The organism is Campylobacter sp. 19-13652 (assembly GCF_019702925.1).
In the GTDB taxonomy this organism is placed as follows: Bacteria; Campylobacterota; Campylobacteria; order Campylobacterales; family Campylobacteraceae; genus Campylobacter_A.
In genome coordinates, this window is record NZ_AP024713.1 from 1,447,392 (window position 1) to 1,471,847 (window position 24,456).

General features: G+C 44.5%; 21 protein-coding genes and 2 pseudogenes. 11 read left to right on the forward strand and 12 right to left on the reverse strand.

Annotated features, from left to right (window positions below):
• Window positions 1-106: 106 nt before the first annotated feature.
• From LBC_RS07010 to LBC_RS07040, 7 genes are read right to left on the reverse strand one after another with little or no spacing between them, the layout of a single operon-like run.
• Window positions 107-829, reverse strand: coding sequence for an NAD(P)-dependent oxidoreductase (locus LBC_RS07010; protein ID WP_221253730.1), 723 nt, complete (start codon window positions 827-829; stop codon window positions 107-109).
• A complete protein-coding gene (locus tag LBC_RS07015; RefSeq protein ID WP_221253731.1) occupies window positions 826-1,218 on the reverse strand; it encodes an HIT family protein in 393 nt (130 codons plus the stop codon). Before LBC_RS07015 ends, LBC_RS07010 begins: the two co-directional genes overlap by 4 nt.
• On the reverse strand, window positions 1,215-3,356 hold the full coding sequence (locus LBC_RS07020) for a cation-translocating P-type ATPase (protein WP_221253732.1): 2,142 nt from the start codon (window positions 3,354-3,356) through the stop codon (window positions 1,215-1,217). Before LBC_RS07020 ends, LBC_RS07015 begins: the two co-directional genes overlap by 4 nt.
• On the reverse strand, window positions 3,357-3,560 hold the full coding sequence (locus LBC_RS07025; protein WP_221253733.1) for a heavy metal transport/detoxification protein: 204 nt from the start codon (window positions 3,558-3,560) through the stop codon (window positions 3,357-3,359).
• Window positions 3,557-4,075, reverse strand: coding sequence for a GNAT family N-acetyltransferase (locus tag LBC_RS07030; protein ID WP_221253734.1), 519 nt, complete (start codon window positions 4,073-4,075; stop codon window positions 3,557-3,559). The genes LBC_RS07025 and LBC_RS07030 overlap by 4 nt, the downstream gene beginning before the upstream one ends.
• Entirely contained in the window at window positions 4,072-4,356 is a 285-nt protein-coding gene (locus LBC_RS09210) for a GNAT family N-acetyltransferase (RefSeq protein ID WP_221254992.1), read from the reverse strand. The genes LBC_RS07030 and LBC_RS09210 overlap by 4 nt, the downstream gene beginning before the upstream one ends.
• Before the next feature lie 24 nt (window positions 4,357-4,380).
• On the reverse strand, window positions 4,381-4,563 hold the full coding sequence (locus LBC_RS07040) for a hypothetical protein (RefSeq protein ID WP_221253735.1): 183 nt from the start codon (window positions 4,561-4,563) through the stop codon (window positions 4,381-4,383).
• 117 nt (window positions 4,564-4,680) lie between these two features.
• Here LBC_RS07040 and LBC_RS07045 point away from each other — a divergent pair, with 117 nt between their 5' ends.
• The 3 genes and pseudogenes from LBC_RS07045 (at window position 4,681) to LBC_RS07055 (ending at window position 6,456) form a co-directional block, all read left to right on the forward strand.
• On the forward strand, window positions 4,681-5,388 hold the full coding sequence (locus LBC_RS07045; RefSeq protein WP_221253736.1) for a YebC/PmpR family DNA-binding transcriptional regulator: 708 nt from the start codon (window positions 4,681-4,683) through the stop codon (window positions 5,386-5,388).
• Between the two features lie 407 nt (window positions 5,389-5,795).
• Window positions 5,796-5,948, forward strand: a pseudogene (locus tag LBC_RS09215) (DapH/DapD/GlmU-related protein); the annotation flags it as partial.
• 15 nt (window positions 5,949-5,963) lie between these two features.
• Window positions 5,964-6,456 (forward strand): annotated as a pseudogene (locus LBC_RS07055) (peptidylprolyl isomerase).
• A 738-nt stretch (window positions 6,457-7,194) separates the two neighbouring features.
• On the opposite strand, the gene nrfD reads toward LBC_RS07055, so the two are convergent.
• The 3 genes from nrfD to phsA are packed head-to-tail and all read right to left on the reverse strand — an operon-like array spanning window position 7,195 to window position 10,915.
• Complete coding sequence (gene nrfD / locus LBC_RS07060) at window positions 7,195-8,076, reverse strand: NrfD/PsrC family molybdoenzyme membrane anchor subunit (RefSeq protein ID WP_221253738.1); 882 nt, start codon at window positions 8,074-8,076, stop codon at window positions 7,195-7,197.
• Entirely contained in the window at window positions 8,069-8,635 is a 567-nt protein-coding gene (locus LBC_RS07065) for a 4Fe-4S dicluster domain-containing protein (RefSeq protein ID WP_221253739.1), read from the reverse strand. Before LBC_RS07065 ends, nrfD begins: the two co-directional genes overlap by 8 nt.
• A 3-nt stretch (window positions 8,636-8,638) precedes the next feature.
• A complete protein-coding gene (gene phsA / locus LBC_RS07070; RefSeq protein WP_221253740.1) occupies window positions 8,639-10,915 on the reverse strand; it encodes a thiosulfate reductase PhsA in 2,277 nt (758 codons plus the stop codon).
• Between the two features lie 175 nt (window positions 10,916-11,090).
• Here phsA and der point away from each other — a divergent pair, with 175 nt between their 5' ends.
• The 8 genes from der (at window position 11,091) to LBC_RS07110 (ending at window position 20,910) form a co-directional block, all read left to right on the forward strand.
• Entirely contained in the window at window positions 11,091-12,476 is a 1,386-nt protein-coding gene (der, locus tag LBC_RS07075) for a ribosome biogenesis GTPase Der (RefSeq protein ID WP_221253741.1), read from the forward strand.
• Between the two features lie 58 nt (window positions 12,477-12,534).
• Complete coding sequence (locus LBC_RS07080; RefSeq protein ID WP_221254993.1) at window positions 12,535-13,032, forward strand: shikimate kinase; 498 nt, start codon at window positions 12,535-12,537, stop codon at window positions 13,030-13,032.
• Entirely contained in the window at window positions 13,029-13,997 is a 969-nt protein-coding gene (gene trpS, locus LBC_RS07085; protein ID WP_221253742.1) for a tryptophan--tRNA ligase, read from the forward strand. Before LBC_RS07080 ends, trpS begins: the two co-directional genes overlap by 4 nt.
• A gap of 11 nt (window positions 13,998-14,008) precedes the next feature.
• Window positions 14,009-15,253 (forward strand): serine--tRNA ligase, encoded by a 1,245-nt coding sequence (serS, locus tag LBC_RS07090; protein WP_221253743.1) that lies wholly within the window; start codon window positions 14,009-14,011, stop codon window positions 15,251-15,253.
• On the forward strand, window positions 15,253-17,616 hold the full coding sequence (locus tag LBC_RS07095; protein ID WP_221253744.1) for a tetratricopeptide repeat protein: 2,364 nt from the start codon (window positions 15,253-15,255) through the stop codon (window positions 17,614-17,616). Before serS ends, LBC_RS07095 begins: the two co-directional genes overlap by 1 nt.
• 78 nt (window positions 17,617-17,694) lie before the next feature.
• The gene (locus LBC_RS07100) at window positions 17,695-18,294 is read left to right on the forward strand and encodes a peroxiredoxin (RefSeq protein WP_221253745.1); all 600 of its coding nucleotides are present in this window, start codon (window positions 17,695-17,697) and stop codon (window positions 18,292-18,294) included.
• 306 nt (window positions 18,295-18,600) lie between these two features.
• A complete protein-coding gene (locus LBC_RS07105; protein WP_221253746.1) occupies window positions 18,601-19,146 on the forward strand; it encodes an outer membrane beta-barrel protein in 546 nt (181 codons plus the stop codon).
• A gap of 267 nt (window positions 19,147-19,413) precedes the next feature.
• Complete coding sequence (locus LBC_RS07110; RefSeq protein ID WP_221253747.1) at window positions 19,414-20,910, forward strand: hypothetical protein; 1,497 nt, start codon at window positions 19,414-19,416, stop codon at window positions 20,908-20,910.
• Window positions 20,911-21,265: 355 nt separating this feature from the next.
• On the opposite strand, the gene bioD is transcribed toward LBC_RS07110, so the two are convergent.
• Both bioD and LBC_RS07120 read right to left on the reverse strand, forming a co-directional pair.
• Window positions 21,266-21,973, reverse strand: coding sequence for an ATP-dependent dethiobiotin synthetase BioD (gene bioD / locus LBC_RS07115; protein ID WP_221253748.1), 708 nt, complete (start codon window positions 21,971-21,973; stop codon window positions 21,266-21,268).
• Between the two features lie 334 nt (window positions 21,974-22,307).
• A complete protein-coding gene (locus LBC_RS07120) occupies window positions 22,308-24,245 on the reverse strand; it encodes a BCCT family transporter (RefSeq protein WP_221253749.1) in 1,938 nt (645 codons plus the stop codon).
• Window positions 24,246-24,456 lie beyond the last annotated feature (211 nt).

Here is a 24,456-nt window from a genome sequence, read left to right on the forward strand (position 1 = left end):
TTACTATTATAAGCACTTTTTGGCTTTAATGATTAAATTTAAAAATGAAGTTTTAGAGGCAAAAAGGGCTTTTAAAAAACCCTTTTTAAGGATTAGCGGATTTGCCCTACTCCGCTATGCGAAAGCCGCTATCAAATTTAAGCTCCGCTTTTGCCTTTTGGCTACTTACATGTCCATTATCTTCTGAAATGTTATAAATTCCGCTTTTATACGCATTCATAGCTAGCTCTGCTGCCTTTGCCGCCGCATCCACATGCACCGTCGCCACAAAGTTAACAGGCTCAGAAAATCCACTATCCCTACCATAAAGCCAGCCATATCTTAGCACCACGCCTCCATTTTCTATTGTCTGAGTTTCGAGCGAATGCACCGCCCTTGCCGTCTCGCCGTATGTTGGTTCAGCAAAATCAAGTAGCGCACTCTCCTCGCTAAATGGGGCTTGCTCATTAGGACTATAGACAAAAGCTATGCTTTGAGCGATAAATTTACTAGCCCCACAGGCTTTGGCTGCATCTAGAAGGTTTGCGGTGCCGACCTCCCTTATTTTGGCGTTGCGTTTTAGGGCTTCGCTCATCTTGCCCTCATCTAGCCCATCAGGTAGGTCAGTAAGCTGGTGAAAGACGACTTCAGGCTTGATTTTTGCCACTTGAGCTATGAGATTGTCCTTATCAAAGACATCGAGTATTACGGGCTTTACGCCGAGATTTTCGAGCATTTTTGCCTTTGCTTCACTCCTTGTTGTGCCGTAAACTTCGTGTCCAGCCGCGACTAAAAGCTTGCTAAGCTGCTTACCAATAACGCCGCTAGCACCTGCTAAAAATATTTTCATTTTCTGTCCTTTTTTAAATTTAAACGGTGCATTGTAACTGCTTTATTTAAATTTTTGCCAAACTCCTCAAATGGCGCAAGCTCAAGGTTTGCCTGCCTTAGTGGCTCGCCCCAGACGCTATTTGGGAAAAATGCGTCATCTTTAAAGCGTGCAATGACGTGTATATGCACACGAGGGAGCATATTTGCAAAGCTTGCGATGTTGATTTTATCAGGTGCGTAGTACTGCCTTAGCGCTTTTTCGACTTCGCGCACGAGAAGCCAAAGCTCATTATAGGCGCTATCTGGCATGTCGCTTAGCTCTTTGTAGGGGGTTTGGGTAAAAATTTTAACCCACGGCAAGTCGTGAGGCTCTTTTTGTATGTAAAAATCGCAATCTTGGTATATCATATCACTTTTATCCTTTTTATGCGAAGGGAGTTTAGTATTACGCTTACTGAACTAAAGCACATCGCAAGTGCACCGTAGGCTGGATTTAGCACTATGCCAAAAAGCGGATAAAGCGCACCAGCAGCCACTGGGATACACACCGCATTATACGCAAACGCCCAGAATAAATTCTGCCTTATCACGCTAAGGCTAGCTCTGCCTATTTTTATAGCCTTTGCTACACTTGTTAGCTCAGAGTGCATTAGCACTACATCGCCACTATTTTTAGCTAGCTCGCTGCCTGCACCCATGGCTATGCCCACATCGGCCTCTTTTAGAGATACAGCGTCATTTATGCCATCTCCTATAAATATCACTCCACCCTCTTTTTTTAGCTCTTTTACTTGATTTAATTTATCGGCTGGCAGCATATTTGCCAGTGTCTTATCTATGCCTAAATCATCCGCTACTTTTGCGGCATTAGCACTACTATCACCAGTCATCATCACAGTTTTTATACCCAAATTTTGCAAGGCTTTTATAGCACTTTTTGCCTCTTGACGTATCTCGTCCTCTAGCTCAAGGCTTCCCACATATCTGCCATAAATTGCTGCGTATATGGCATCTTTTGTGCCGTCTGGTATGGCTATATTATTCTCTTTTAGCAATGCTTCGTTACCTATTATTATCTCGCCTTTTTCTTGAGTGACTATCATGCCTCTGCCAGATAAGGGGGTAAATTTAATCTCGCCCAAATCACTAAAGACTATTCTATTTTTACTTGCGTATTTTGTAATTGCTTTTGATATAGGGTGCTCACTTAGGCTCTCAGCTGCTGCGATTATGGATAGATCATCATCTCTAATATCTGTATTTTTCACACTTATTTCGCCCTTTGTTAGGGTGCCAGTCTTATCAAATACAGCAAATTTAACCCTTTGCATAAGCTCGATTATCTCGGGGGTTTTTATGAGTATGCCATCTCGTGCGGCTCTAGATATACTAGCAATAACAGCCATAGGCGTAGCAAGCCCTAAAGCACAAGGACAGGAGATTATAAGCACGGCTATAGCGCAAAGTATGCCGTAGTTTACATTACCAGCCGCGCTCCATACTAAAAGCGTGATTAAGGATATAGCAATGACAACTGGGACAAAGATATTTGAGGCTTTATCAGCTAGTCTAGCTATAGGGGCTTGCTTCGTGCCAGCTTCGCTTAAAAGCTGAGCTATTTGACTTAGCAGTGTATCCTTTGCAAGAGCGGTTACTTTTATACTTATAAAACCGCTTGTGTTTATGTATCCAGCGTATACCTCATCACCTACGGTTTTATATTTTGCTAGCACTTCACCCGTGATAGCCGAGGTATCAAGCTCCGCACCGCCTTGGATTATCACGCCATCGCTTGGCACAGCCTCGCCTGATTTTACCACGACAACATCGCCTAAGCTAAGCTCTTTTACCGGTATATTTTCATGACAGCCGTCAGCTTTTATGCGAGTAGCCATTTTTGGAGCCAGTGTAGATAGCGAGCGCAAAAAATCCGCCGTACTAGCCTTTGAACACTCCTCTAAATACTTGCCAAACAGCACAAAAGTAACTATCATACTAGCCCCACCAATATATGAGTGAGCCATGCTTTGAGGTATTAAATTTGACACAAAAGCACTAAAAGCTGAGTAGATAAAAGCCGCACTTGCCCCTAAAGCCACAAGCACGCTCATGCCGTAGCTACGCTCTTTTATCCCCTCTATAGCCTGCTTGTAAAATCCGCTCGCACTATATCCTAGCACCACAAGCCCAAGCCCCAAAGCACACATCTTCGCCCACTTCCACGCTCTAAGCCCACTCATCTCAAGCACCATTATAGCCGCACTTAAAACCGCCGCCACGATGAGCTTTTTGCGCAAATTTATAGCTTGTGCTTTCTGCTTTTGCTCATACTCCTCATAGCTTTGTGCCACATCATATCCTAGCTTTTTTATCTTTTGCACGAGTGCAAATTCTATCTCATCATTTTCAACCTCAAACTCCCCATTGCCAGAGGCAAAGCTTACCTTTGCACTTCTTACACCCTGCATTTTTGACGCCACTCGCTCAATCGCACTTGAGCAGTTTACACAGGTCATTCCTGTGATATTTAGCTTAAGCTTTGTCATTTAAAGCTCTCTTATTACATCAAATCCCAAATCGCTAAGCTCGATTTTAAATTTTTCCACTTCGCTATCTTTGATGTTTACACTTAGCACTCGCGGCGTTTGGTCAAAATCGACTAAAATCTCGCCAAATTCATCCTCAAGTGAGCCTTTTATCGTATTTGCGCAGTTTTGGCAATTTACATTTGCTACTTCAAATTTTTTCATCTTATCTCCTTTATCATATGCAAAAAACTAAATCCATAAGCTAGTATTTTATCATCTTTTTTAAAGCCTAAACTTTCATAAAATTTTATATTTTTTATTTTATCTTGCTTTACGATTAGGGCTATTTTGCTTAAATTTTTAGCACGTGCTATCTCATCTGCGCTTTTTAAGAGTGCGCTTGCATAGCCCTTTTTACGCTGATTTTTAAATGTAGCTATAAAATCTATATAAAGCTCGCCACTAAAGCACTCTTTTTGAAATTTAATCCCGCTTTTTGCGTCCATTTGCCCCTGAGTAGCGCCGTCATAGCAGCCCATAGCAGCCACCACCTCGCTGCCAGTTTCTACGACGCTTATATGCTCGTGGCTTAGTCTACTATTTTCCGCACTTTGGCTAAAAAGTCGCTCTAAGGCATTTTGATTAAGCCCAAGAGTCTGTATTATGCCATCCATGGCAAGTTCTATCAATCTCACGCAAGAGTGCGTATCGTTTAAATTTGCTTTTCGTATTTTCATATTTTTTGAACCATTTTTGTAAAGTAAATCCCGTTTATCTCGCCACTATTTACTGCGTTAAAACCCCTATTTTGATAAAATTTCAAAACGCTTTTATCATTGCTTCTAGCTAGCAAGCTAACGCTGCTAAGCCCAGCCTTTTTTGCCGATTTTACCGCACTAGCTAAAAGTGCGCTTGCTACGCCTTTATTACAAAAGCGCTTAAAAGTGGCGATAAAATCGACATAATACTCATCATTAAAGCTAAAATCGCCTATTTTTAGGGTTTGGCCTTGCTTGATATTATCATACCAGCTATCTCGCTCCTACCCCCCTGCGCCATTTATATATACATTTATATTTTTACTATTTAGTCTGCTTAGCCTAAAATCAAAACAAGCTGCAATTTTGCACTCATTAAAGCCAAGCGCTAAAGCCGCGTCTCCAAGGGCTAGCAACGTTAGCTGTACACACCCATTTTTATGCTCTTTTGTGGCGTTTGTTACCATTTTTTACCTTTTAAATTTAATAAAACCAAATTATATGCACTAAAGGTTTAAAATTTTTTAAATTTTTAAGCCCATTTTTGCTAAAATCCGCGTTAAAAATTTAAAAAAGGAATAGTAATGGGACGAGCATTTGAATACCGCCGAGCCGCAAAAGAAGCACGCTGGGACAAGATGAGTAAGGTCTTTCCAAAGCTGGCAAAGGCTATTACAGTAGCTGCTAAAGAGGGCGGCACAGAACCTGATATGAATCCAAAGCTACGAGCCGCCATAGCTGCAGCTAAAGCCCAAAATATGCCAAAAGACAATATAGACGCCGCCATAAAGCGCGCAAGCGGCAAAGATAGCGCAGATATAAAGACTATCTTTTATGACGGCAAGGCGGCAAATGGCGTGCAAATCATAGTAGAAACTGCGACCGATAACCCAACTCGCACCGTAGCAAATGTAAAGGCAATTTTTAACAAAAACGGCGGCGAGATACTACCGTCTGGCTCACTTAGCTTTATGTTTAGCAGAAAGAGCGTATTTGAGCTGGTTTTACCTGATATGGCGCTTGATGAGCTTGAGCTTGAGCTTATTGATTTTGGGCTTGAGGAGCTAAAAAGCGAAGGAGAGAGCCTGTTTATTTACGGCGATTACACTAGCTTTGGTACACTAAATGAGGGCGTGGAAAAGCTGGGACTTGAGATAAAAAAAGCAAGCCTAGCATACGTACCAAACTCAACTGTTGAGCTAGATGATAGCCAACTTGAGGCGGTGGAAAAGCTACTTGATAAACTTGAGGATGATGACGACGTGCAGGCAGTTTATACAAACATAGAGTAAAAATGCAATTAGGCGAATTTAACCAAAGCGTGAAAAATAGCGGCGTCGTGAGTGCTGGGAGTGCGGAGTTTGCCTTTATGCACGAAGCAGCCCAGCAGGCTATGCAAATAAGTGCAAGGCTAAACGTAGGCTATCATACGCCAGATGAGATAAACGCCATTCTTAGCGAGCTGGTGGGCAAAAGTGTGGATAAGTCGGTGGTGGTTTTTCCGCCTTTTTATAGTGATTTTGGCAAAAATATAAGCCTGGGCAAAAATGTCTTTATAAACGCAGGCTGCAAATTTCAAGACCAAGGCGGCATCGAAATAGCAGACAATGTCCTAATCGGACACAACGTCGTCCTTGCTACCATTAACCACGCCGAGGCTCCAAGCCAAAGGGCAAATATGCACCTAAAGCCCATTAAAATCGCTAAAAACGTCTGGATAGGCTCAGGGGCTATCATCACCCAGGGCGTAAGTGTGGGCGAAGGCGCTATCATCGCAGCTGGTTCAGTGGTGACAAAGGACGTCCCAGCTATGGTGGTAGTGGGCGGAGTGCCTGCAAAGGTGATAAAATTTATAAAAGGAGAATAAATGAGAAACGAGCCATTAAAGTTATATGAGATAGATTTAGAAGCGCTGAAAAACGAGCGTTTTGTAACGCTTAGCACGGACAAGGGCGAGATAAAGCTCGAGCTTTTTCCTGACGAAGCACCGCAAGCTGTGGCAAATTTTTTAGAGCTAATAAAAAGTGGCTTTTATGATGGATTAAATTTTCACAGGGTGATACCAAACTTCGTGATCCAAGGTGGATGTCCACAAGGTAGCGGTATGGGTGGCCCTGGCTGGCGTATAAAATGCGAGTGCGATAAACAGGGCGTAAAGCACGAACGAGGCAGCCTAAGTATGGCGCACGCTGGCAGGGACACAGGGGGGTAGTCAGTTTTTCATCTGCCACAGCCCTCAGCCGCACCTAGACGGCATGCACACGGTATTTGGCAAGTGCGTGGACGAGGCGAGCCTAAAGGTGCTAGACGCCATTCGTCAGGGAGATAAGATAAAATCCGCCAAAATAGCCAGCGAATAAGCAAGGCTTAAAAGAGCGATTTAGCAGGGCTTTGCCGTGGCTAGGTCGCTTTGCGTTTTAAATTTAAATCTACACTTTTGCTACTTTTTGCGCTATTGTTTGCTCCTTGTTGGCAAATTTATATTGCCACTTTTATGTTTTCTAAGCAATGGCGGTACTCACTCTGTTTTATAAATACCGTAAGTGCATTTGCTGATATTACGAGTATTTTCATGCCTCATACACAAATAGCAAAACCTTACTTTATCAAATTTATAAGCTCGGCAAAACCACATACAGCCATCGTATTTTTATTTTAAAAAAAATACGATGATTTTGCCTTGCCTTGTTTACATTATTTAAGAACCCTGATATGACGATAATTTTGCATGTTAAAAAGTACTTGATCCGAATGGCTAATGTTTTTTGCAAAACCCGCTAATCTGTTAAAAGGGTGTAAGGCATTTAAACCTACCCATAGCATTGGTTATCACTCTTGTAAGTTGTAAAGCAAAACTCCACAAAAACGCTCACAGCACAAGCTATCCATCGCAGCAAAAGAACGTCAAAATACGAAGTATAGCCAGTCTTATCTGGGTGTAGAGCTAAGGCAAAAAGCTAGCTAATAAGCAATATCTGCGGATTTTGGCGACGTATTTTTAGTTTTACTTCGCCAAAACCGATGAATCTAAAAAGATAAAATGGCAAAAATGCGGTTTTAAAACTGCATCTGTGCCATGTTTTGCAAAGCAAACCAGCCTATATGGAAATGGCGCTAATCTGCCCAGCATAAACTATAAAATATCTAAGCGCTAAAACGCCCACTAAAACGGCGCTACACTTTATCATCACGGCTAGCTTTGAGTGGGCTTTGCTAAGCAGCAGCGGTAAAGCCAGCCCCACGCCAAGCACGAGAGCAAAAAATACCACTCCCCAGCCCCCGCTTAGCACCGCAGCCACGCCATCTTTGCCAAGCCCAGCAAAAAGCGCCCCTAAAAAAACAATCTCAAAAACAATAGCCACTACATCGATGCGTAGCACCAGAGCGCTTGCCCTTGAGCCAGCCCCAGCAAAAAGCCCCACGCAAGCAGCTCCTGCGCTAATGGCACTGGCTAAAAATAGCAAAGGCAGCACCCAGTTATGCCACAGGGCGATCTTTGCCACAGCAGAGAGCAAAAAGCCCGTGTATGCGCCCACGCCAAGGGCTAGCAGGATAAGCAGTGGCTCGATTAAATTTATCGCTCTAAGCAGCGGCTTAGCCAAGGAGCTACCCAAAAAAGCGATAAAAGCGTAGGCAAAAGCAAGCGGCGTATATACAAGAAGTAGTGCTACGCCAATACTCATCACGCTATCCCAGTTATACCTTAGCAGTATCCAGTAAAAGCTAAGCGGCTTGCCAAGGTCAAGCACGAGCAGCCCAAGCCCTAGCACGATAGCAAGCGGAGCTGTTAAAACAGCGGCTTTAAAGCCGGGGGCTAGGACACTGCCTTTTAAATCTAACCCAGCAAGCCCAGCACGGCGCAAAAGCACCGCCACTATCATCGCCCCAGCCGAAAGCCCAGCCAAAAAGAGATAAAGCGCTATCTCGCCGCCCCAGTAAATTTGAGTATATTGCGCTAGGCTGCCTGACATACTATTCATCTTTCGCTCCTTTTGTGTTTGCTATCATCGCTAGCTGTGGACGTGTGAGAAGCTCCGCTTTTGGGTAGTAGTGTGGGCTTGTTTTTAGCGTCTTAGCTACTTGGCTATTTTCATCATTTAAATCACCAAAGATTAAAGCGTCCGTCGGACACACGCTCACGCAGGCTGGCTCTTGCCCGACGCTTAGGCGGTTGGTGTAGCAAAAGGTGCATTTGCCTATCTCGCCGCTACTAGGCTCTACATAGCGCGCGTCGTAAGGACAAGCTAGAATGCAGTATTTGCAGCTTATGCAGATGGAGTGGTCTAGCAGGGTGATATTTTCAGCCGTTTTAAAGCTAGCGCCCGTTGGGCAGACATCAACACAGGGACTATCCTCGCACATTACGCAGCTGTGGCGGATAAAGTCCGTTTTTAAATTTGGAAACGTCCCGCTCATCTTAGCGTGCACCTGCAGGCGATATACGCCGCGCGGCACGTCGTTTTCACTACGACAGGCTACGGAGCAGGCCTGGCAGCCTATGCAGAGATTTTCATCGTGTATCATTGTGTATTTTTTCATTTTTTAGCCCTTTATTTTCTCAATATCCACGCCGACGTTTGTTACCATAGTCGCCGCTACTGCCCCTTCGGCTGGGTTTAGTAGCACGCTTTGATTTATGCCCATACCATTTGTGCGTGGCATTCCTGGCGTGGTATGCCCAAAGCCGTGATAGACAAAAAGCGTATCAGGGCGGATGCCTTCTGTGATAAAAATTTTCGCCCTTGCCTGGCCAAATTTATTCTTTATTAGCACCATTTCGCCCTGCTTTAGCCCCTTTTTAGCAGCGGCTTGCGGATGTATCCAGACTGGGCTTTCGCTCATTAGGTCATTTAGCACTTCGATATTTTGAGTGTGTCCGTTAGTATGAATAGGCGTTTTGCCGCTCATTAGGCAAAACTCGCAGCCGTCAAAGACATCTATATCGTTTGCATTTAGTCCGCCATATCCCTTAAACTCGGCTTCGACATCGGCTTTAAATAGCTCAATCTTGCCACTTTTAGTCTTTGGTTTAGCCAGCTCGCTCATTAGCCCATCATCGCCCACAAATTTTGCCGCCTGCGGATAGCGTGCGATAAATTTATCCACCATCGCCTTTTCACGAAATAGCAAAGGCGGCACGTCATAAGTAAGATAGCCATCACTTTCAAGTTTAGCTAAAAGCTCCACATTTCCCTTTGCCTGAGCCATACGCCACTGCCGCATATCATCCCAGGTATATAGCTCATCGCAATTTAGCCTGCGAGCTAGCTCCCTAAATATGCTCGCGCCGTCTTTGGTATCTCCAATAGGCTCTACTACCTTATTTCGTATCATATAGGCTGGCTTGGTGCCGCTTTTATCCTCTATGCCCTCATCTCGCTCAAGATATGTGCTCTCAGGCAAAATCACATCAGCATAGGTCGCCATATCGTTTAGGTAAATGTCACTAACGACGATAAATTCAAGCTTCTTAAGCGCCTCTATACTTTTAGCCGAGCCAGCGACGTTTATTATGTGGTTAAAGCGAATGTTAAACCAGCCCTTTATCGGATAGGGCTTTTCGCTTAGAATTGCCTCAGCTATATCCATTAGCACGCCGTGACTGCGGCCAATGAATTTATGAGCTCCAGCTTCGCCAGCTGCGTCTAGGCGCGGGGTCTTTGGCACTTTAAAGGCGGCGTCAGGGTTAGCTAGCTCGGCAAATTCATTACTATCAGTTAGCTTATTAAACAGCTTTGCTTTTTTGCCGCTAAAAATACCGCCCTTTCGCTCCCAGTTGCCCATCATCGCATTTGCTACCATTATCGCTTTTGTGCGCATATACTCAGCCCTTGTGGTGGTGGTTTTATGCCCAAAGTCAATGATAACCCTTGGTGCTGCTGCCCAGATTTCAGCGGCTATTCGCTCCACATCAGAGGCCTTTATGCCAGTAATGCTCTCTTGCCACTGCGGAGTTTTATCGGCCACATCCCTAGCTATCTCATCAAAGCCAGTGGTAAAATTAGCTATAAATTCCTTATCATAAGTGCCGTTTTTTATCCAAGTGTGAATGAGTGCTTGCACAAAGGCTATATCAGTGCCAGGCTTAACTGGCAGCCACTCATCAGCCTTAGCGGCTATGACGCTAAAGCGAGGTTCTAGCACTAGTAGCTTTGTGTCCTTTTTTTGGATAAATTTCATAAGCTTTTTGGCGTCTGAAATGACTATACCCTCAAAGATATTGTGTCCGAAATTTACCACGTATTTGGCATTTGCAAAGTCTCTCTTTAGCTTGCTATCGCCATACATATGAGAACACACCATCTGATAGGTGATAGGACAGGCTGAAAGATGAGAGAAGATATTTGGGCTGCCGTAGCTTGCGGCAAAGGCGGTCATTAGCTTGTGTGTTTGGCTACTTTTAGCAGTAAAAACAAAGCTCTTTGCGCCATATTTTTCCTTTATCTCGGCCATCTTTTTAGCCACTAAATCAAGTGCCTCATCCCAGCTAGCCTCGCGCCACTTGCCCTCTCCACGCTCGCCTACTCGAATAAGCGGCCTCACCACTCGCTGTGGGTCATAAAGCTGATACCGCCCAGCCCCACCCCTAGCACACACCGATGTGGACGTGCCTTTTACTCGGTGGTTGCCTTGGATAAAGATAGCCTGCTCATCAACGACTTTTGCTTCGATAGTGCAGCGGGTAGAGCACATCTCGCAAAAGCTTGGGATAAATTTATCGCTTGGAGTTAGCGCCTTTGCGCCCACAGCCCCCAGCGTCCCAGGGGCGAAACTACAGGCTGCGATAGAGCCTAGCTTTAAAAAATTTCGTCTATCCATCAAATCTCCTTTTGGAAGTTTGATTATACTAAAATAATTCTTAAAAAAATAATATAATTTTTAAATTTTATATTATATATTTAATTTAAATTTTTAATAAAATTAAACCAAAATAAAACAGATAAATTTTTAAGCCATTTATAGCTATAATAGCTAAAAAATTTCAAGGATTTTGGTGCAAAAAGTAATCATTATAGGCAGACCAAATGTCGGAAAATCAAGCCTTTTTAACCGTTTAGCAAAAGAGCGCATAGCAATCACAAGCGAAGTCGCAGGCACTACAAGAGACACAAATAAAGCCATCATAGACATAGAACAAAAGCAGTGTATGCTAGTTGATAGCGGCGGACTTGACGATAGTAGCGAGCTTTTTAAAAACGTCAAAAAAAAGACGCTAGAGGAGGCAAAAAGCGCGGACATTATACTATTTATGGTAAATGGAAAAATGCTTCCAGATGAGGAGGACAGGCGGATTTTTTACGATTTGGCAAAGCTTAAAAAGCCCATTGCGCTTGTGATAAATAAAATCGACAGCAAAAGGGACGAGCAGCGTAGCTGGGAATTTGATAGCTTTGGCGCAAAGGTCGTCTTTGCAATCTCCGTAAGCCATGCAAGTGGCATCGATGAGCTTTGCGAGTGGATTTATAAACTCCTGCCAAATGACGAGCTAAAAGCCGATGAGAGCGATGATTTTGAGGACTTCATCGCTGGCTTTAATCAGAGCGGCGAAAAAGCTAGCGAAGACTTTGCAAACCGCCCTATAAAAGTGGGCATAATAGGCAGGGTAAATGTGGGCAAATCAAGCCTGCTAAACGCCCTAGTAAAAGAAGCCCGCGCGGTAGTGAGCGACGTAGCAGGCACGACCATTGATCCAGTCAATGAAAGCTACGAAATAGACGGGCGAGTGTATGAATTTGTCGATACTGCTGGCATTCGTCGCCGTGGCAAAATTGAAGGCATCGAACGCTACGCCCTAAACCGCACCGAAAAGGTGCTTGAAGCTAGCGACATCGCTCTGCTGGTGCTTGATTCTAGCGAGCCGCTTAGCGAGCTAGATGAGCGTATAGCGGGGCTTGCGGCGAAGTTTGAGCTTGGCATTATCATCGTGCTAAATAAGTGGGACAAGAGCCAAGCGGAGTTTGACAAGGTCTGCGTGGATATTCGTGATAGGTTTAAATTTCTTGCCTATGCGCCCATTATTAGCGTCTCAGCCCTTGGTGGCAAGCGAATTCACAAGCTCTATCCGCTCATAAATGAAGTGTATGAAAACTTCACCCAAAAGCTGCAAACCGCAAAGCTAAACGACGTAATCGCCGCTGCCACACGCCTGCACCCCATACCAAGCGACCGCGGCAAGGTGGTGAAAATTTACTACGCCGTGCAGTTTGGCTTTGCGCCACCTAAAATCGCCCTAATCTCAAACCGCCCAAAGGCGATACACTTTAGCTACAAGCGATTTTTAGCTAATCAAATCAGGGCTAGCTTTGAGCTAACTGGCTCACCACTCGTGCTAATCCCACGCAAAAAAGGCGGCGAGCAAACGGAGAGTGAGAGTGAGTAAAAAGGCTAAATTAAATTTAAGCTGCAAAGACAAGCTTAGCTCATCTGCGAAGCCAAAAATAAAGTCAAATATCATTCTAATCGGCTTTATGGGCTGTGGTAAAAGCTCGGTGGCTAGGGCTTTGGCTAAAAAGCTTGAGCGAATTTGCCTTGACACTGACGCACTAATTGAGCAAAGCCAAAATAGAAAAATCAAAAAAATTTTTAGCGCACAGGGCGAAGCGGCGTTTCGCAAAATGGAAAAAGAGCTTTTAAAGCGTCTAAAAGCGAGCGTGCAAAATGCCGTCATCGCCACTGGTGGGGGCTTTGGTGTGCAAAAGGGGCTAAAAAAGCTTGGGCTGGTGGTCTATTTGAAAATGGAATTTGATGAGATTTTAAGCCGATTAAGTGGGGATAAAAAGCAGCTAAAATCCCGCCCACTGCTAAAGGATTTAAACGCCGCAAAAGCCCTTTTTAACGCAAGAGCTGGGCTATATGAAAAAAGGGCAAATTTGATAATCGAAGTAAAAAATAAAAGCGTAAAAGAGATAGCAAAAGAGATAAGGAGTAAAATTTGAGAGTGCTTACAGGGCTTCAGCCTAGCGGACGGCTGCATTTGGGGAACTATTTTGCCAGCATAAAGCAGATGGTAGATGAGCAAAATAGCGGTAAAAGCGATATGTTTATGTTTATCGCCAACTACCACGCTATGACTTCAGTAAGCGACGCTAGCACGCTTAGGCAAAGCAGCATTGAAGCGGCGGCAGCGTTTATGGCGCTTGGCATTGATCCGGGCAAATGCACCTTTTGGATGCAAAGCGATGTAAAGGAGGTGCTGGAGCTTTACTGGGTGCTAAGCCAATACACGCCTATGGGGCTGCTTGAGCGAGCGCACAGCTACAAGGACAAGGTCGCAAAGGGCATAGCTGCCAGCCACGGACTTTTTAGCTATCCTGTGCTAATGGCGGCTGATATTTTGCTCTTTAGTGCCGACGTCGTCCCAGTGGGCAAGGATCAAATTCAGCACGTCGAAATCGCACGAGATGTGGCTATTAAATTTAATAACGAACACGGCGAGATACTCCGCCTGCCAGAGCATAAAGTCGCCGAGAGCGTAGCCGTAGTGCCAGGCATTGACGGAGCAAAGATGAGTAAGAGCTATAAAAATACGATTGATATTTTTTGCACTCAAAAGGAGCTAAAAAAACGCACATCAAGCATAGTAACCGATAGCACGCCACTAGAAGAGCCAAAGCAGTGGCAAAGCTGCAACGTCTATGCGCTGGCAAAGCTATTTTTAGACGAAGCTGGACAGGCCGAGCTAAGGGCAAGATATGAGCGTGGGGGCGAAGGATATGGGCATTTTAAGGCGTATCTAGCCGAGCTAGTGTGGGAGTATTTTGCCCCAGCGAGAGAAAAATATGAGTATTTTATGGCAAATCAGGGTGAAATTAAAGCCATACTAGCCAGCGGAGCGGCAAAGGCTAGGGAGGTCGCCCTGCCACTAATAGAGCAAATAAGAGCAAAAACTGGTATATACTAAAAGGAGAGATGATGATAAATTTAAAACTGCTTGAGAGTAATTATGATGAGTTTTTGGCCAAGCTAAAGGGCAAAAAGGTAGCCCCTGCCCTGCTTGATGAGCTTGTGAGTAAATTTAATGCGCTTAAAGCCGCTAAGCTCGAGCTAGAAAGCCTGCAAGCCGTGCAAAATGCCAAAAGCAAGGAGCTAGGCATAAAGGCTAGAAACGGCGAGGATGTGAGCACGCTAAAGGACGAGCTAAGCGAGAATAAAGCCAAAGCCAGCGAGCTTGAAGCGGTCGTTAGAGAGCTTGATGAGAGCCTAAGCCAAATCGCCGCTAGCGTGCCAAATATCACTGACGATGACGTGCCAGCTGGGGCTGATGAGAATGATAACGTCTGCTTAAAAGTGGTGGGCGAAGTGCCGCACTTTAGCTTTACGCCAAAGGAGCATTACGAGCTTGGGGCTCAGCTTGGCTGGCTTGATTTTGAGCGTGGGGTAAAGCTAAGCGGGAGCCGATTTACAGCCATTCGTGGCGAGGGAGCACGGCTAAATAGGGCTCTAATTAACTATATGATAGACTTTAACGCCGCTCGTGGCTTTGAGCTAGTGAATGTGCCGTTTTTGGTAAGTTCTGCTACGCTTTATGGCACTGGACAGCTGCCTAAATTTGAAGATGACCTTTACAAAGTCCGTGATGAGGATCTTTACCTAATCCCAACCAGCGAAGTGCCTGTAACAAATTTATACGCAGATGAAATTATTCCAGCCGATGAGCTACCTAAAAAGATGACTTGCTACTCGGCTTGCTTTCGCAAAGAAGCAGGAAGTGCGGGGCGAGATACGCGCGGTATGATACGCCAGCACCAGTTTGAAAAGGTCGAGCTGGTGGCGATCACAAAGGCGGATGAGAGCGAAGCTATGCTTGAAGAGATGATTTCTTGTGCGTCTGATCTGCTTAGCTCGCTTGGGCTTGCGCACCGCCATATGCTCCTTTGCAGTGGGGATCTTGGCTTTAGTGCGGCAAAGACGATTGACCTTGAAGTCTGGCTACCAGGACAGGGCAAATACCGAGAGATAAGCTCAATTTCAAACACTCGTGATTTTCAAGCACGCCGAGCTAAAATTCGATATCGTGACGGCAAGAAAAACACCCTAGCCCACACGCTAAACGGCTCTAGCCTAGCTGTAGGTAGGACGCTAATAGCCATAATGGAAAACTACCAGCAAAGTGACGGCAGTATCGCCATACCAGACGTGCTTAAAAGGTATATGTAGTGGCAGACAGGGACGAAGTCAGCGCTAGCCAAAACGAGGATGTAATAGTCCTAAAGCCAGCCGGCGAGGAAAGCGGCGAAGCTGACGAGATAATAGACCTGCAAAGCCTAGAGGAGAGCGAAGCAGACGATGAGATACAGCCTGAACCAACCGCCCCCAAAAGCAAAAAAAAGCTCTTTATAATAGCTGGGGCGGCGGCTCTTTTTATTATCATAATAGCTATTGTTTTGATAATGCTACTACGCAGTGACGACAAAGCTCAAAGCTCTCAAGACCTAGCCGGCCAGATAGGACAAAGCTACAAAACACAGGAGTTTAAAGCTGGCAAAATCGATGATATGATCCGCAAAGCAAATGAGCTATACGAGCGTGGGAATAAATTTGAAGCGCTTAAAATTTATGAAAATGTAGCCACGTATAATCAAGCCCTATCAAACTACAACCTAGGTGTAAGCCAGCTAAAACAAGAACGCTACACCGAAGCACTATCAAGCTTTAAAAAAGCCATAGATGACGGCGAAAATATAGCCGTAAGTGCGATAAATGCGGCAGTTTGCGCGCTGGAGTTAAAAAATGAAATGGAGTTTAACTACTACATCGAACTTGCAAATTCATTCCTAAAAAACGAAAAATCAAGTCCGCTATACTCCTACTACTACGCACTCATTCGCTATTATAAAGGCGAATATTTAGCCGCACTTGAGGCACTTAAAAATCCTAGTAGTAAAGATTACAAATCTCAGTATGCCTATCTAGCGGCTAAAATTTATGCAAGCCTCGGGAATATGAGGCTAGCGGCTGAGTATTTAGACGAGGCAAAAGCGCTAAAACCATACCTAACACAGGCTCAAGTTTACGCAAGCTTGGGGGATTTTAAAAAAGCACGCGAACACATAGCACAAGCCCAAAAAGAAGGCATAAAACCAGATGAAGTAAGCAAAAGCGAAATACTAATCGATCTAAAAACCAGCCAGTACGGCGACGCAGCAGCTAAGCTAAAGCAGCTCTTTAGCGCCTCGCCAGCTGCAGCAGCTGACATTTACCCCATAAAAGCGCGGCTAAATCCAGAGCTTTTTGATATAAATTTAGCCCAGCAAAGCTTTAAAAATGACATTTTCTATACCAAAAAAGGGCGCTATGAGACGCTGTTTTATTTCGCGCCTTACAAGGTCTTTAATGCAAAGCAAAGCATGGAGTACATAAGAAAAGGCGGGGTAAATTTATTCCTTGACGATACGGCAGAGGCTGGAAATTATCTCGAGGCTGGCAGGGCGCTTTCAAAGGTAAATATGCAGCTTTCAAGCGCGATCGCAAATGCGCTAAACTACGATTTAAGAGCAGCGAATGCTAAATTTAAAGAGTTAATAAGCCTCTATCCAGAGCATGCCATACTGCGGTATAATCTAGCGCTCAGCTACGCTCAAATGGGCGATTTTAAGGAAGCTGCGAGGAATTTCATAGCAAGCTATCACTTAGCGCCACGTGATTACATAGCTGGGGCTTTGGGCGTGCTAGCAAGCGAGCTAAGCGGGGGAGCAAATGCGAAATTTATTAACGAAATCACTGAAAATATGCAAAACGATCCAAATCTAAAAAGCACAAATTTATACGAAGCGTTAATAAATTTAACCACCACAAACCAGGCTGCACTCATGCGCTGGCTTGATGAGTCAAAGCCCCAAAGTGCGCTAAATCTAGCCTTTGATGTGATAATTGCAAAGCTAATCTCAAACCAAAGCATAATGAAAGCCGAGGCGCGCAAATTACGAGAGCTTTTGCCTGATGATATAATGGCAAACATAGTCGAATTTATCGCGAATCACGAGGGCGAGGAGATAAAAACCTACGCCAAAAATATCCAAATCGCGTTTAACAACGCAAAATTGCGGCAAGATAGCTTTTACCACGGCGCAAGCATAGTAAGAGAACAGTATATAAAGCTGCTACAAATTGCTGGATTGCTCGACAAAGAAAGAGAACGCGTCAAAGCCGAGCTAGACAAAGCCCCAGAAAACGTAAGCTACATGCAGACGTTGGCTTACGTGGATATTTTTACAGGCAATTTTGATGAGGCTTATCATCTATATAACACAGTCATTGATAAATTTAAAATAGATGACGCTAGCACGCTTTTTTTGGCTTCTGTTGCCGCTACTGGAGCTGGCAAGGACGCAAACGCAATCGCGCTTTTAGAGCTTAGCAAGCTGGCAAACTCAGGCGCGTCCGAGCCACGTGCAGCGCTTGGCTATCTGTATCAATCGCAAAAAAATATAGAAGCCGCAATAATCCAGTATAATAAAATAGGAAACGACGCCGAGAAAAATGAATTTTACGATTTTGAAATTTCATACGATAAAAATTGAAATGATTTATCAAATGTTAACTTTTTACAGATATAATTTCGCAATCAATAAATTTTATTAATTACAAGGAGAACTAAAATGTTAGTAACAAAAAAAGCAGCTGACTTTACAGCACCAGCAGTCCTAGGAAACAACCAAATCGTAGGCGATTTTAACCTATACAAAAACATCGGCGAAAAGGGCGCGGTGGTATTTTTCTACCCTATGGACTTTACTTTCGTTTGCCCAAGCGAAATCATAGCATTTGACAAGCGATACGATGAGTTTAAAAGCCGCGGCATCGAAGTAATCGCCGTAAGCACAGACAACGAATTTAGCCACTTTGCGTGGAAAGAGACTCCAGTAAATAAGGGCGGTATCGGCCAAGTGCGCTTCCCAATAGTAGCTGATAGAAACCACGCAATCGCTAAGGCTTTTGATGTGCTAGTTGAGGATATGGGCGTTGCGCTTCGTGGAAGCTTCTTACTAGACAAAGACGGCACTATCCGCCACGCAGTAATCAATGACCTACCACTAGGCAGAAACATCGACGAAATGGTAAGAATGGTCGATACTATGATCTTTACAAACGAGCACGGCGAAGTATGCCCAGCTGGCTGGAACAAAGGCGATAAAGGTATGAAAGCTGATACAGCTGGCGTGGCTGAGTATCTATCAAGCAACGCTGACAAGCTATAATCATAGCTTAATAATAAACCTTTTTTGGGGCGGGCTTCTGGCTCGCCCTTTTTTATTATTTGCTTTTAAAATTTAACTTTACTTTCAAAAATCACGACAACTTTAATGCTAAAGTGCCGATAAAAATTTTACAACACAAAAAAATACAAACCATATACCACTACTATGATTTAAATTTATAAAATAACACCATCCTTTAAAAGAGCTATCGAATTTAAATTTTTAATCCATTAATCTATTTTTAAGTAAAAATTAAGGGGGGGGGTAATATACCCTTTCATTTTTTAAATTTAAAAGGAGAAAAAGATGAAAAAACTACTCATCACATCAGTAGCAGCCCTAGCCCTAGCTAGCCAAGCTATGGCAAATGGCGCATTTATGGGCGTTGGCGCAGATTATAGCCTAAGCACGAAACTAAAATTCGACGGCGATAGCGACAGCATCAAAAAAGCTCAACCTGGAATAAGCCTAAAAGCGGGCTATGATTTTGGTATTATGAGGGCTTATGGTCAGTATGATTATAGATTTAAGTTTAAAAAAGAGGTACAAGGCGTCAAGTACAAATATGACAGCCATAGATTTATCGTGGGTGCTGACTTCACACCAAGCCTAAGCGACAGCTTCAAGCTAGCGGTGGGTGCGTACACTGGCGTAACAAAAAGCAAACTAAAAGTAGAGGATTTAGAGGGAGATAGCGCAAACGGCTGGCTAATAGGCGCAAAACTAGGCGGGCTTTATGAGATAAACGAGCACAACGAGCTTGATTTTGGCTTTAAATTTGACACTACAAAATTTAAAGACGCAAGAGAAACAAGCCCAGCAATCTACCTAGGGTACAACTTCAAATTCTAACGCAAAAAGCTTGCATATCCCTATGCAAGCTGCCCAACTGCACTGCCAAACACACTGCAGCTAAAGGAGCATAATTTATTATCATAAAAAGACTTTAGAGGCTAAATTTTATAAAAACTCGACCTCAAACTAATCCTAAGCTTACGCCCACAAAATCCGCCCAGCAAAAGCAAAAATCAAGGCTAAATAACTTTTAAAAATAAAACAACATTTACCAAAACCAGCTAAAATACGTAAAATATAAAATAATATACAAAGGATAAAACGATGAAACGGCTTTTATTTTTGGCTACGCCTCTTGTGCTTTTTGCCACCTCGCACATCACGTCAGTTACGGCGATTACGAAGGTTTATGGAGATGGCGAGCATATCGCTAAAATCGTGCTAAGCTACGACGCGCCCATTTTGGCTAGCTCATTATCTAGCGATGATTTTAGCGTAGAAGGCAGGCAGATAGTAAAAGCTGCCCTAAGCGACGCCGCTGGGACGCAAACAGGGGCAAAAAGCTCTAAATTTATAGCGCTTGACTTAGCCCCACTTGCCTTTTCTGGCTCGCCAGCTAGCCCCAACAAGCCAAAATCCCTAGGCAAGGGCGGCCCAAAGCTAAATAGCCTAGGAAATCCAAAGCAAATCCCAGACATAAAAGCCAGCATAAGCCAAACTGGCACGCTACAAACCGCCACCGCCACCTACCCAGCAGGAAAGAGCGTAAGCGTGGATATAAGGGGTAGTTCTATGAGCGAAGAGGCGTGGCAAGAGGCCGTGCAAAAGGCTGCCGCGCAAAGAGCAAGTGAAGCTAAAAATACCCAAAACAAAACGCCAAATTTAACCCCAGCCAGCCACGAAAATAGCATAGTCAAAACCGCGCAAAACTCAGCCCAGTTAAGCGATCTGGCCACAAGCAGTCTTAATCACCCTAGCCAGTCTGCAAGCAAAGCTAGCCAAACCGCTACTAAATCTAGCCAGTCAAGCAATAATCTATCCAAACCCCACTCCACGCCCCAAACGCAAGCACTCAGGCTTGGGGTGAGAGACTTCACTCAGCATAAATTTATAGCAAAAGATGGCGAGAGCCTAGAATATAATCTTTTCATACCAAAGGATTATAACGCAAGCAAAACCTACCCGCTCGTGCTTTTTATGCACGACGCTGGGGCGGTCTCGCCTGACGTGCTTACCACGCTCACGCAGGGGCGGGGTGCGGTGGCGTGGAGCGAAAGTGCAGTGCAGGACATGCAGAGTGCCTTCGTGCTAGCGCCACAATACTCACGCATAATGGTCGATGATAACTACGCTCACAGCGCGGATTTAGATCGGACAATCGAGCTAATAAACGAGCTAAAAACCCGCTATAACATCGGCAAAATTTATAACAGCGGGCAGTCTATGGGCGGTATGACTTCGCTTGCTATGGATATGCTCCATCCTGGGTTTTTCGCTGGTTCTTACGTGGTGGCGAGCAAGTGGGAGTTTAGCAAGGCGGCAAATCTAAGCGGCACGAAGCTGTTTTTAATCGCTAGCGAAAATGACCCTGGCGCAAAGCCTAGTATGGACGAGCTAACAAGCAAGCTTACTCAGATTGGACGCTGCGTCAAACGCCTAGAGATAGACGCCAAGAGTGCCGATTTAAACGCACGAGTGGCTAGCCTTTTTAGCCCTGATTGCGACGTTTATTATCTCATCTTTAAAGGCGGCGATCACCGCTATACGTGGCAGTATGGCTATGATATTACCCCAGCTTTGATTTGGCTTTTAAAGGGTTAAATTTGATTTAAAAGCCAACTCGTCTCGTGAGCCCTTTTTGCGGAGCTTCGCCATTTTCAATGCTCACATACTTTATGTATGCTCCGCTTGAAAATGGCTCACAACCCCAAAAATCATCTCACGATACTTCGCATATAGCCATTCCGTGCGGAGTAGTCGCCAGCCGTTGCGATTTAAATTTGTTACTTAACAAATTTAAATATCAGCGACCCATTACACGTGTGGTTGTCAAGGGGTGGGGTGGCTTCATAACTCCAACCCCATCCCTTGACATAAAAATAAATGTAAAAATAAATTTAAATCACAAACCTAAAAATTCCAAAGTTTCTGCGGCTTTGCCACTTGCTCTGTCAACCTAAGCGTCCAAAACACCAACCTGCCTAATCTGCCTACCTAGCCAAGCCGCCGCCGCTTTAAAATCGCCATCCACACCAAAGCGTGGCAGACTAAAAACTCTCTCACCACGTCTAGATAAAAACTCACCCAGCACTCTATCCTCGCCGCTTACTATCACGCCAAGCACCCTTATACCCCTGCTAGTTAGGGCGTTTAGGCTTAGCATAGTGTGGTTTATCGCACCCAAATAATCCGCACAAACCAAAAAAGTCGCCAAGGAGTGCGTGGCAAGATAATCAATCATAAACCCACCCCCAAAAGCGCTATCAGGGCTTTGCTCTGTGCGGCTCTGCCCTAAATTAGGCTTTAAATTTACGCCCCTAAGCTCCATCTCATTTTTACCACCAAGCGGCGTATATAGCCCCCCAGCAAGCTCGACTAAAACGCCGCTAGTAGCGGGCAAAGCTATACTAAGTGCGTCATAGCTAACGCCTTGCGCTTGACTTGCGATGTGGGGGCTGGCTGGCTGGTTCAGGCTCACTCCGTTTGGGTAAATTTGCACGCTCGCCCCAGCACTTTTTGCTAGGCTTGCCACTCTAGCACTATCGTGCTCGCTTCCTGCTTGAATAAGCTTAAAATACGAGTAGCCAAATTCGGCGCAAAGTGCGGCAGATACGGCTGTTTTACCTATTTCGGTGTGGATACCACATACGCTTATATTTTGCATTTTTTGCCTTTTTTATTTGGCATTATACCCCAAAACTTTGGTTTTGTTTGGGTTTAAATTCTTTTTTTGCGCCTGTCGCCCCACCCCTTGACTCCGACAAAGTTAGAAGTGTCGCTAGCATTTAAAAATTTGCCTTTGTCAAATTTTTAAATCGCAACGTTTAAAGTTTGCTCCGCACAGACTGGCTATATGCGAAGTATCGCAAAGCTAGGCAAGGCGGATTTAAATTTTTACGACCGAGCATACATATAGTATGTGAGAGAGTAAAAATTTAAATCTAACGACGCATAGCAAAGCGAGACAAGCTGGCTTTTAAAGCAAAGAAACCCCCAGCCTATCTAATCCTGTGCAAAAACTGCATATGCTTTCTATACTGCTCGATTACGTCATTTAGTAGTGTGCTTTTGCTCCAGCCTAGCACGTCATAATCCTGCCCACCCTGCGCTAAAAACACCTCCGCACGGTAATAAATCTCCTCGCCATCGCTAGCGTAATCAGGCACATCCTGCCCCACAAGCCTCACGCCATAGACAAAATCGCTCTCCTCGCCTAGATCTACCCTTAGACTAGTCTGCCTCTCTCCCTCGCTAAGGCTAGCTTTTAGCCCTAGCTGTTCAAACTCTCGTGCCACTTCGCTAAAAGCTGGCACTACCACGGCTTTTAGGTATTTGGCTGCGTCTTTTTTATTAGGTAGTTCTACTATCGCCTCAAGCCGTTCTTGCCAGCTTTTGCTAGCGTCGCTTAGTGGCATGGCAGCGAAGTTTTGCGTCTCCTTTTTTAGCGCATCAAGCCTAAGGGCGCGAAATAATCCAGCTGTGCCAGCTAAAAGCGCTATTGAAAGTGGCAAAGCAGTAGCTATCGTCATGGCTTGAAGGCTCGCAAGCCCACCACTGCGTAGCAGCACCACAGCCACCACGCCTATTGCCATGCTCCAAAAAATTTTCTGCCATAGTGGGGTATTATCAGCGCCATTGCTTGTAAGCATATTTATCACCATGGCTGCCGAGTCGGCTGAAGTAATAAAAAATACCACAACCATAGCCACAGCCACTAGGCTAAGCAGCGTAGAAAAGGGCATAGCGTCTAAAAATGCAAAAAGGCTAAGGGCTGAGTTTTGGCTTAGGCTAGTAGCAAGTGCGGCGTTATGAGAGAGCATATCTATAGCAGAGTTGCCAAATATGCTAAGCCAAGCAAAGGTAAAGCCAGTCGGCACCAAAAGCACCCCTATAACAAATTCTCTAATAGTGCGCCCCTTGCTGATTTTGGCGATAAAAACACCCACAAAAGGCGACCAGCTAAGCCACCACGCCCAGTAAAGCAGCGTCCAGCCCCCAAGCCAGCTTTGGCTTTCTTGTTTGTAGGCGTAAAGGTTAAAGGTGTTTGAGATAAAAGTAGAGATGTAATTTCCCGTATTTTGCACCAGATCACGTAAAAGCACGACCGTATCGCCAAGTGTTAGCACAAGTAGCATAAAGACAATGGCAATTGCTATGTTTGTGTTTGAGAGGATTTTTATGCCCTTATCGACGCCGCTACTAGCCGAGATGGTCGCAAGCACAGTAAGCAGGGCTAGCAGGATTAAATTTGAGCTAGCGTCATTAGCCATTCCAAATACGTGACTAAGTCCAGCATTTACCTGAAGTACGCCATATCCTAGCGATGTGGCTATGCCAAAGAGCGTTGAAATCGCAGCAAAGCTATCTACCATTGCGCCCCAAAAGCCATAAATCCTATCTCCAATAAGCGGATAAAACGCCGATTTTAACGACAGCGGCAAGCCGTGGCGATAGGCAAAAAATGCAAGCATGAGTGCTACAAGCGCATAGATCGCCCATGCTGAAAGTCCCCAGTGAAAAAAGGTGATATTCATAGCAAGCCGTGCGGCTTCTGGGGTAGATGGGGTAGCATTTGGCGGAGCTAGATAGTGCATAAGTGGCTCAGCCACACCAAAAAATACTAGCCCAATCCCCATACCAGCGCTAAAAAGCATGGCAAACCAGCTTATGTTTGAATACTCCGCCAAAGCGTGATCAAGCCCCAGCTTTATCTCGCCAAGCCTGCTAAAGCCAAGTACTAGCACAGCCAGCACCATAATCGCCACAACAAGTACGTAAAACCAGCCAAAATAGTCATTTATGCCAGCTTGCAAGGCTTTAAATTTATCGCTAGAAAACTCTGGGAAAATCATCGCAAATAGCGTAATAATTGTGATTGTAATTACGGATGGGTAAAAGATGTTGGGGTTAAATCTCTGTAATTTTTCTCTATTCATATCGTTCCTTTAAGTTATTTTTAATATTTCTTAGCTCCTTTTACCATAACAAAAAATTTTAAATTTGACAAATTTTAATGGTATTTTAAGCGTGCAAAATCCCCATATCTTTGATTTGGTGTGGTTTTTTGGTACTTGCGAAAGTAACGTGGGGCGCGCATAAATTAAACGCGCAGTTTTTAAGCCCACGAGGATTTAATAGTGCGTGGCT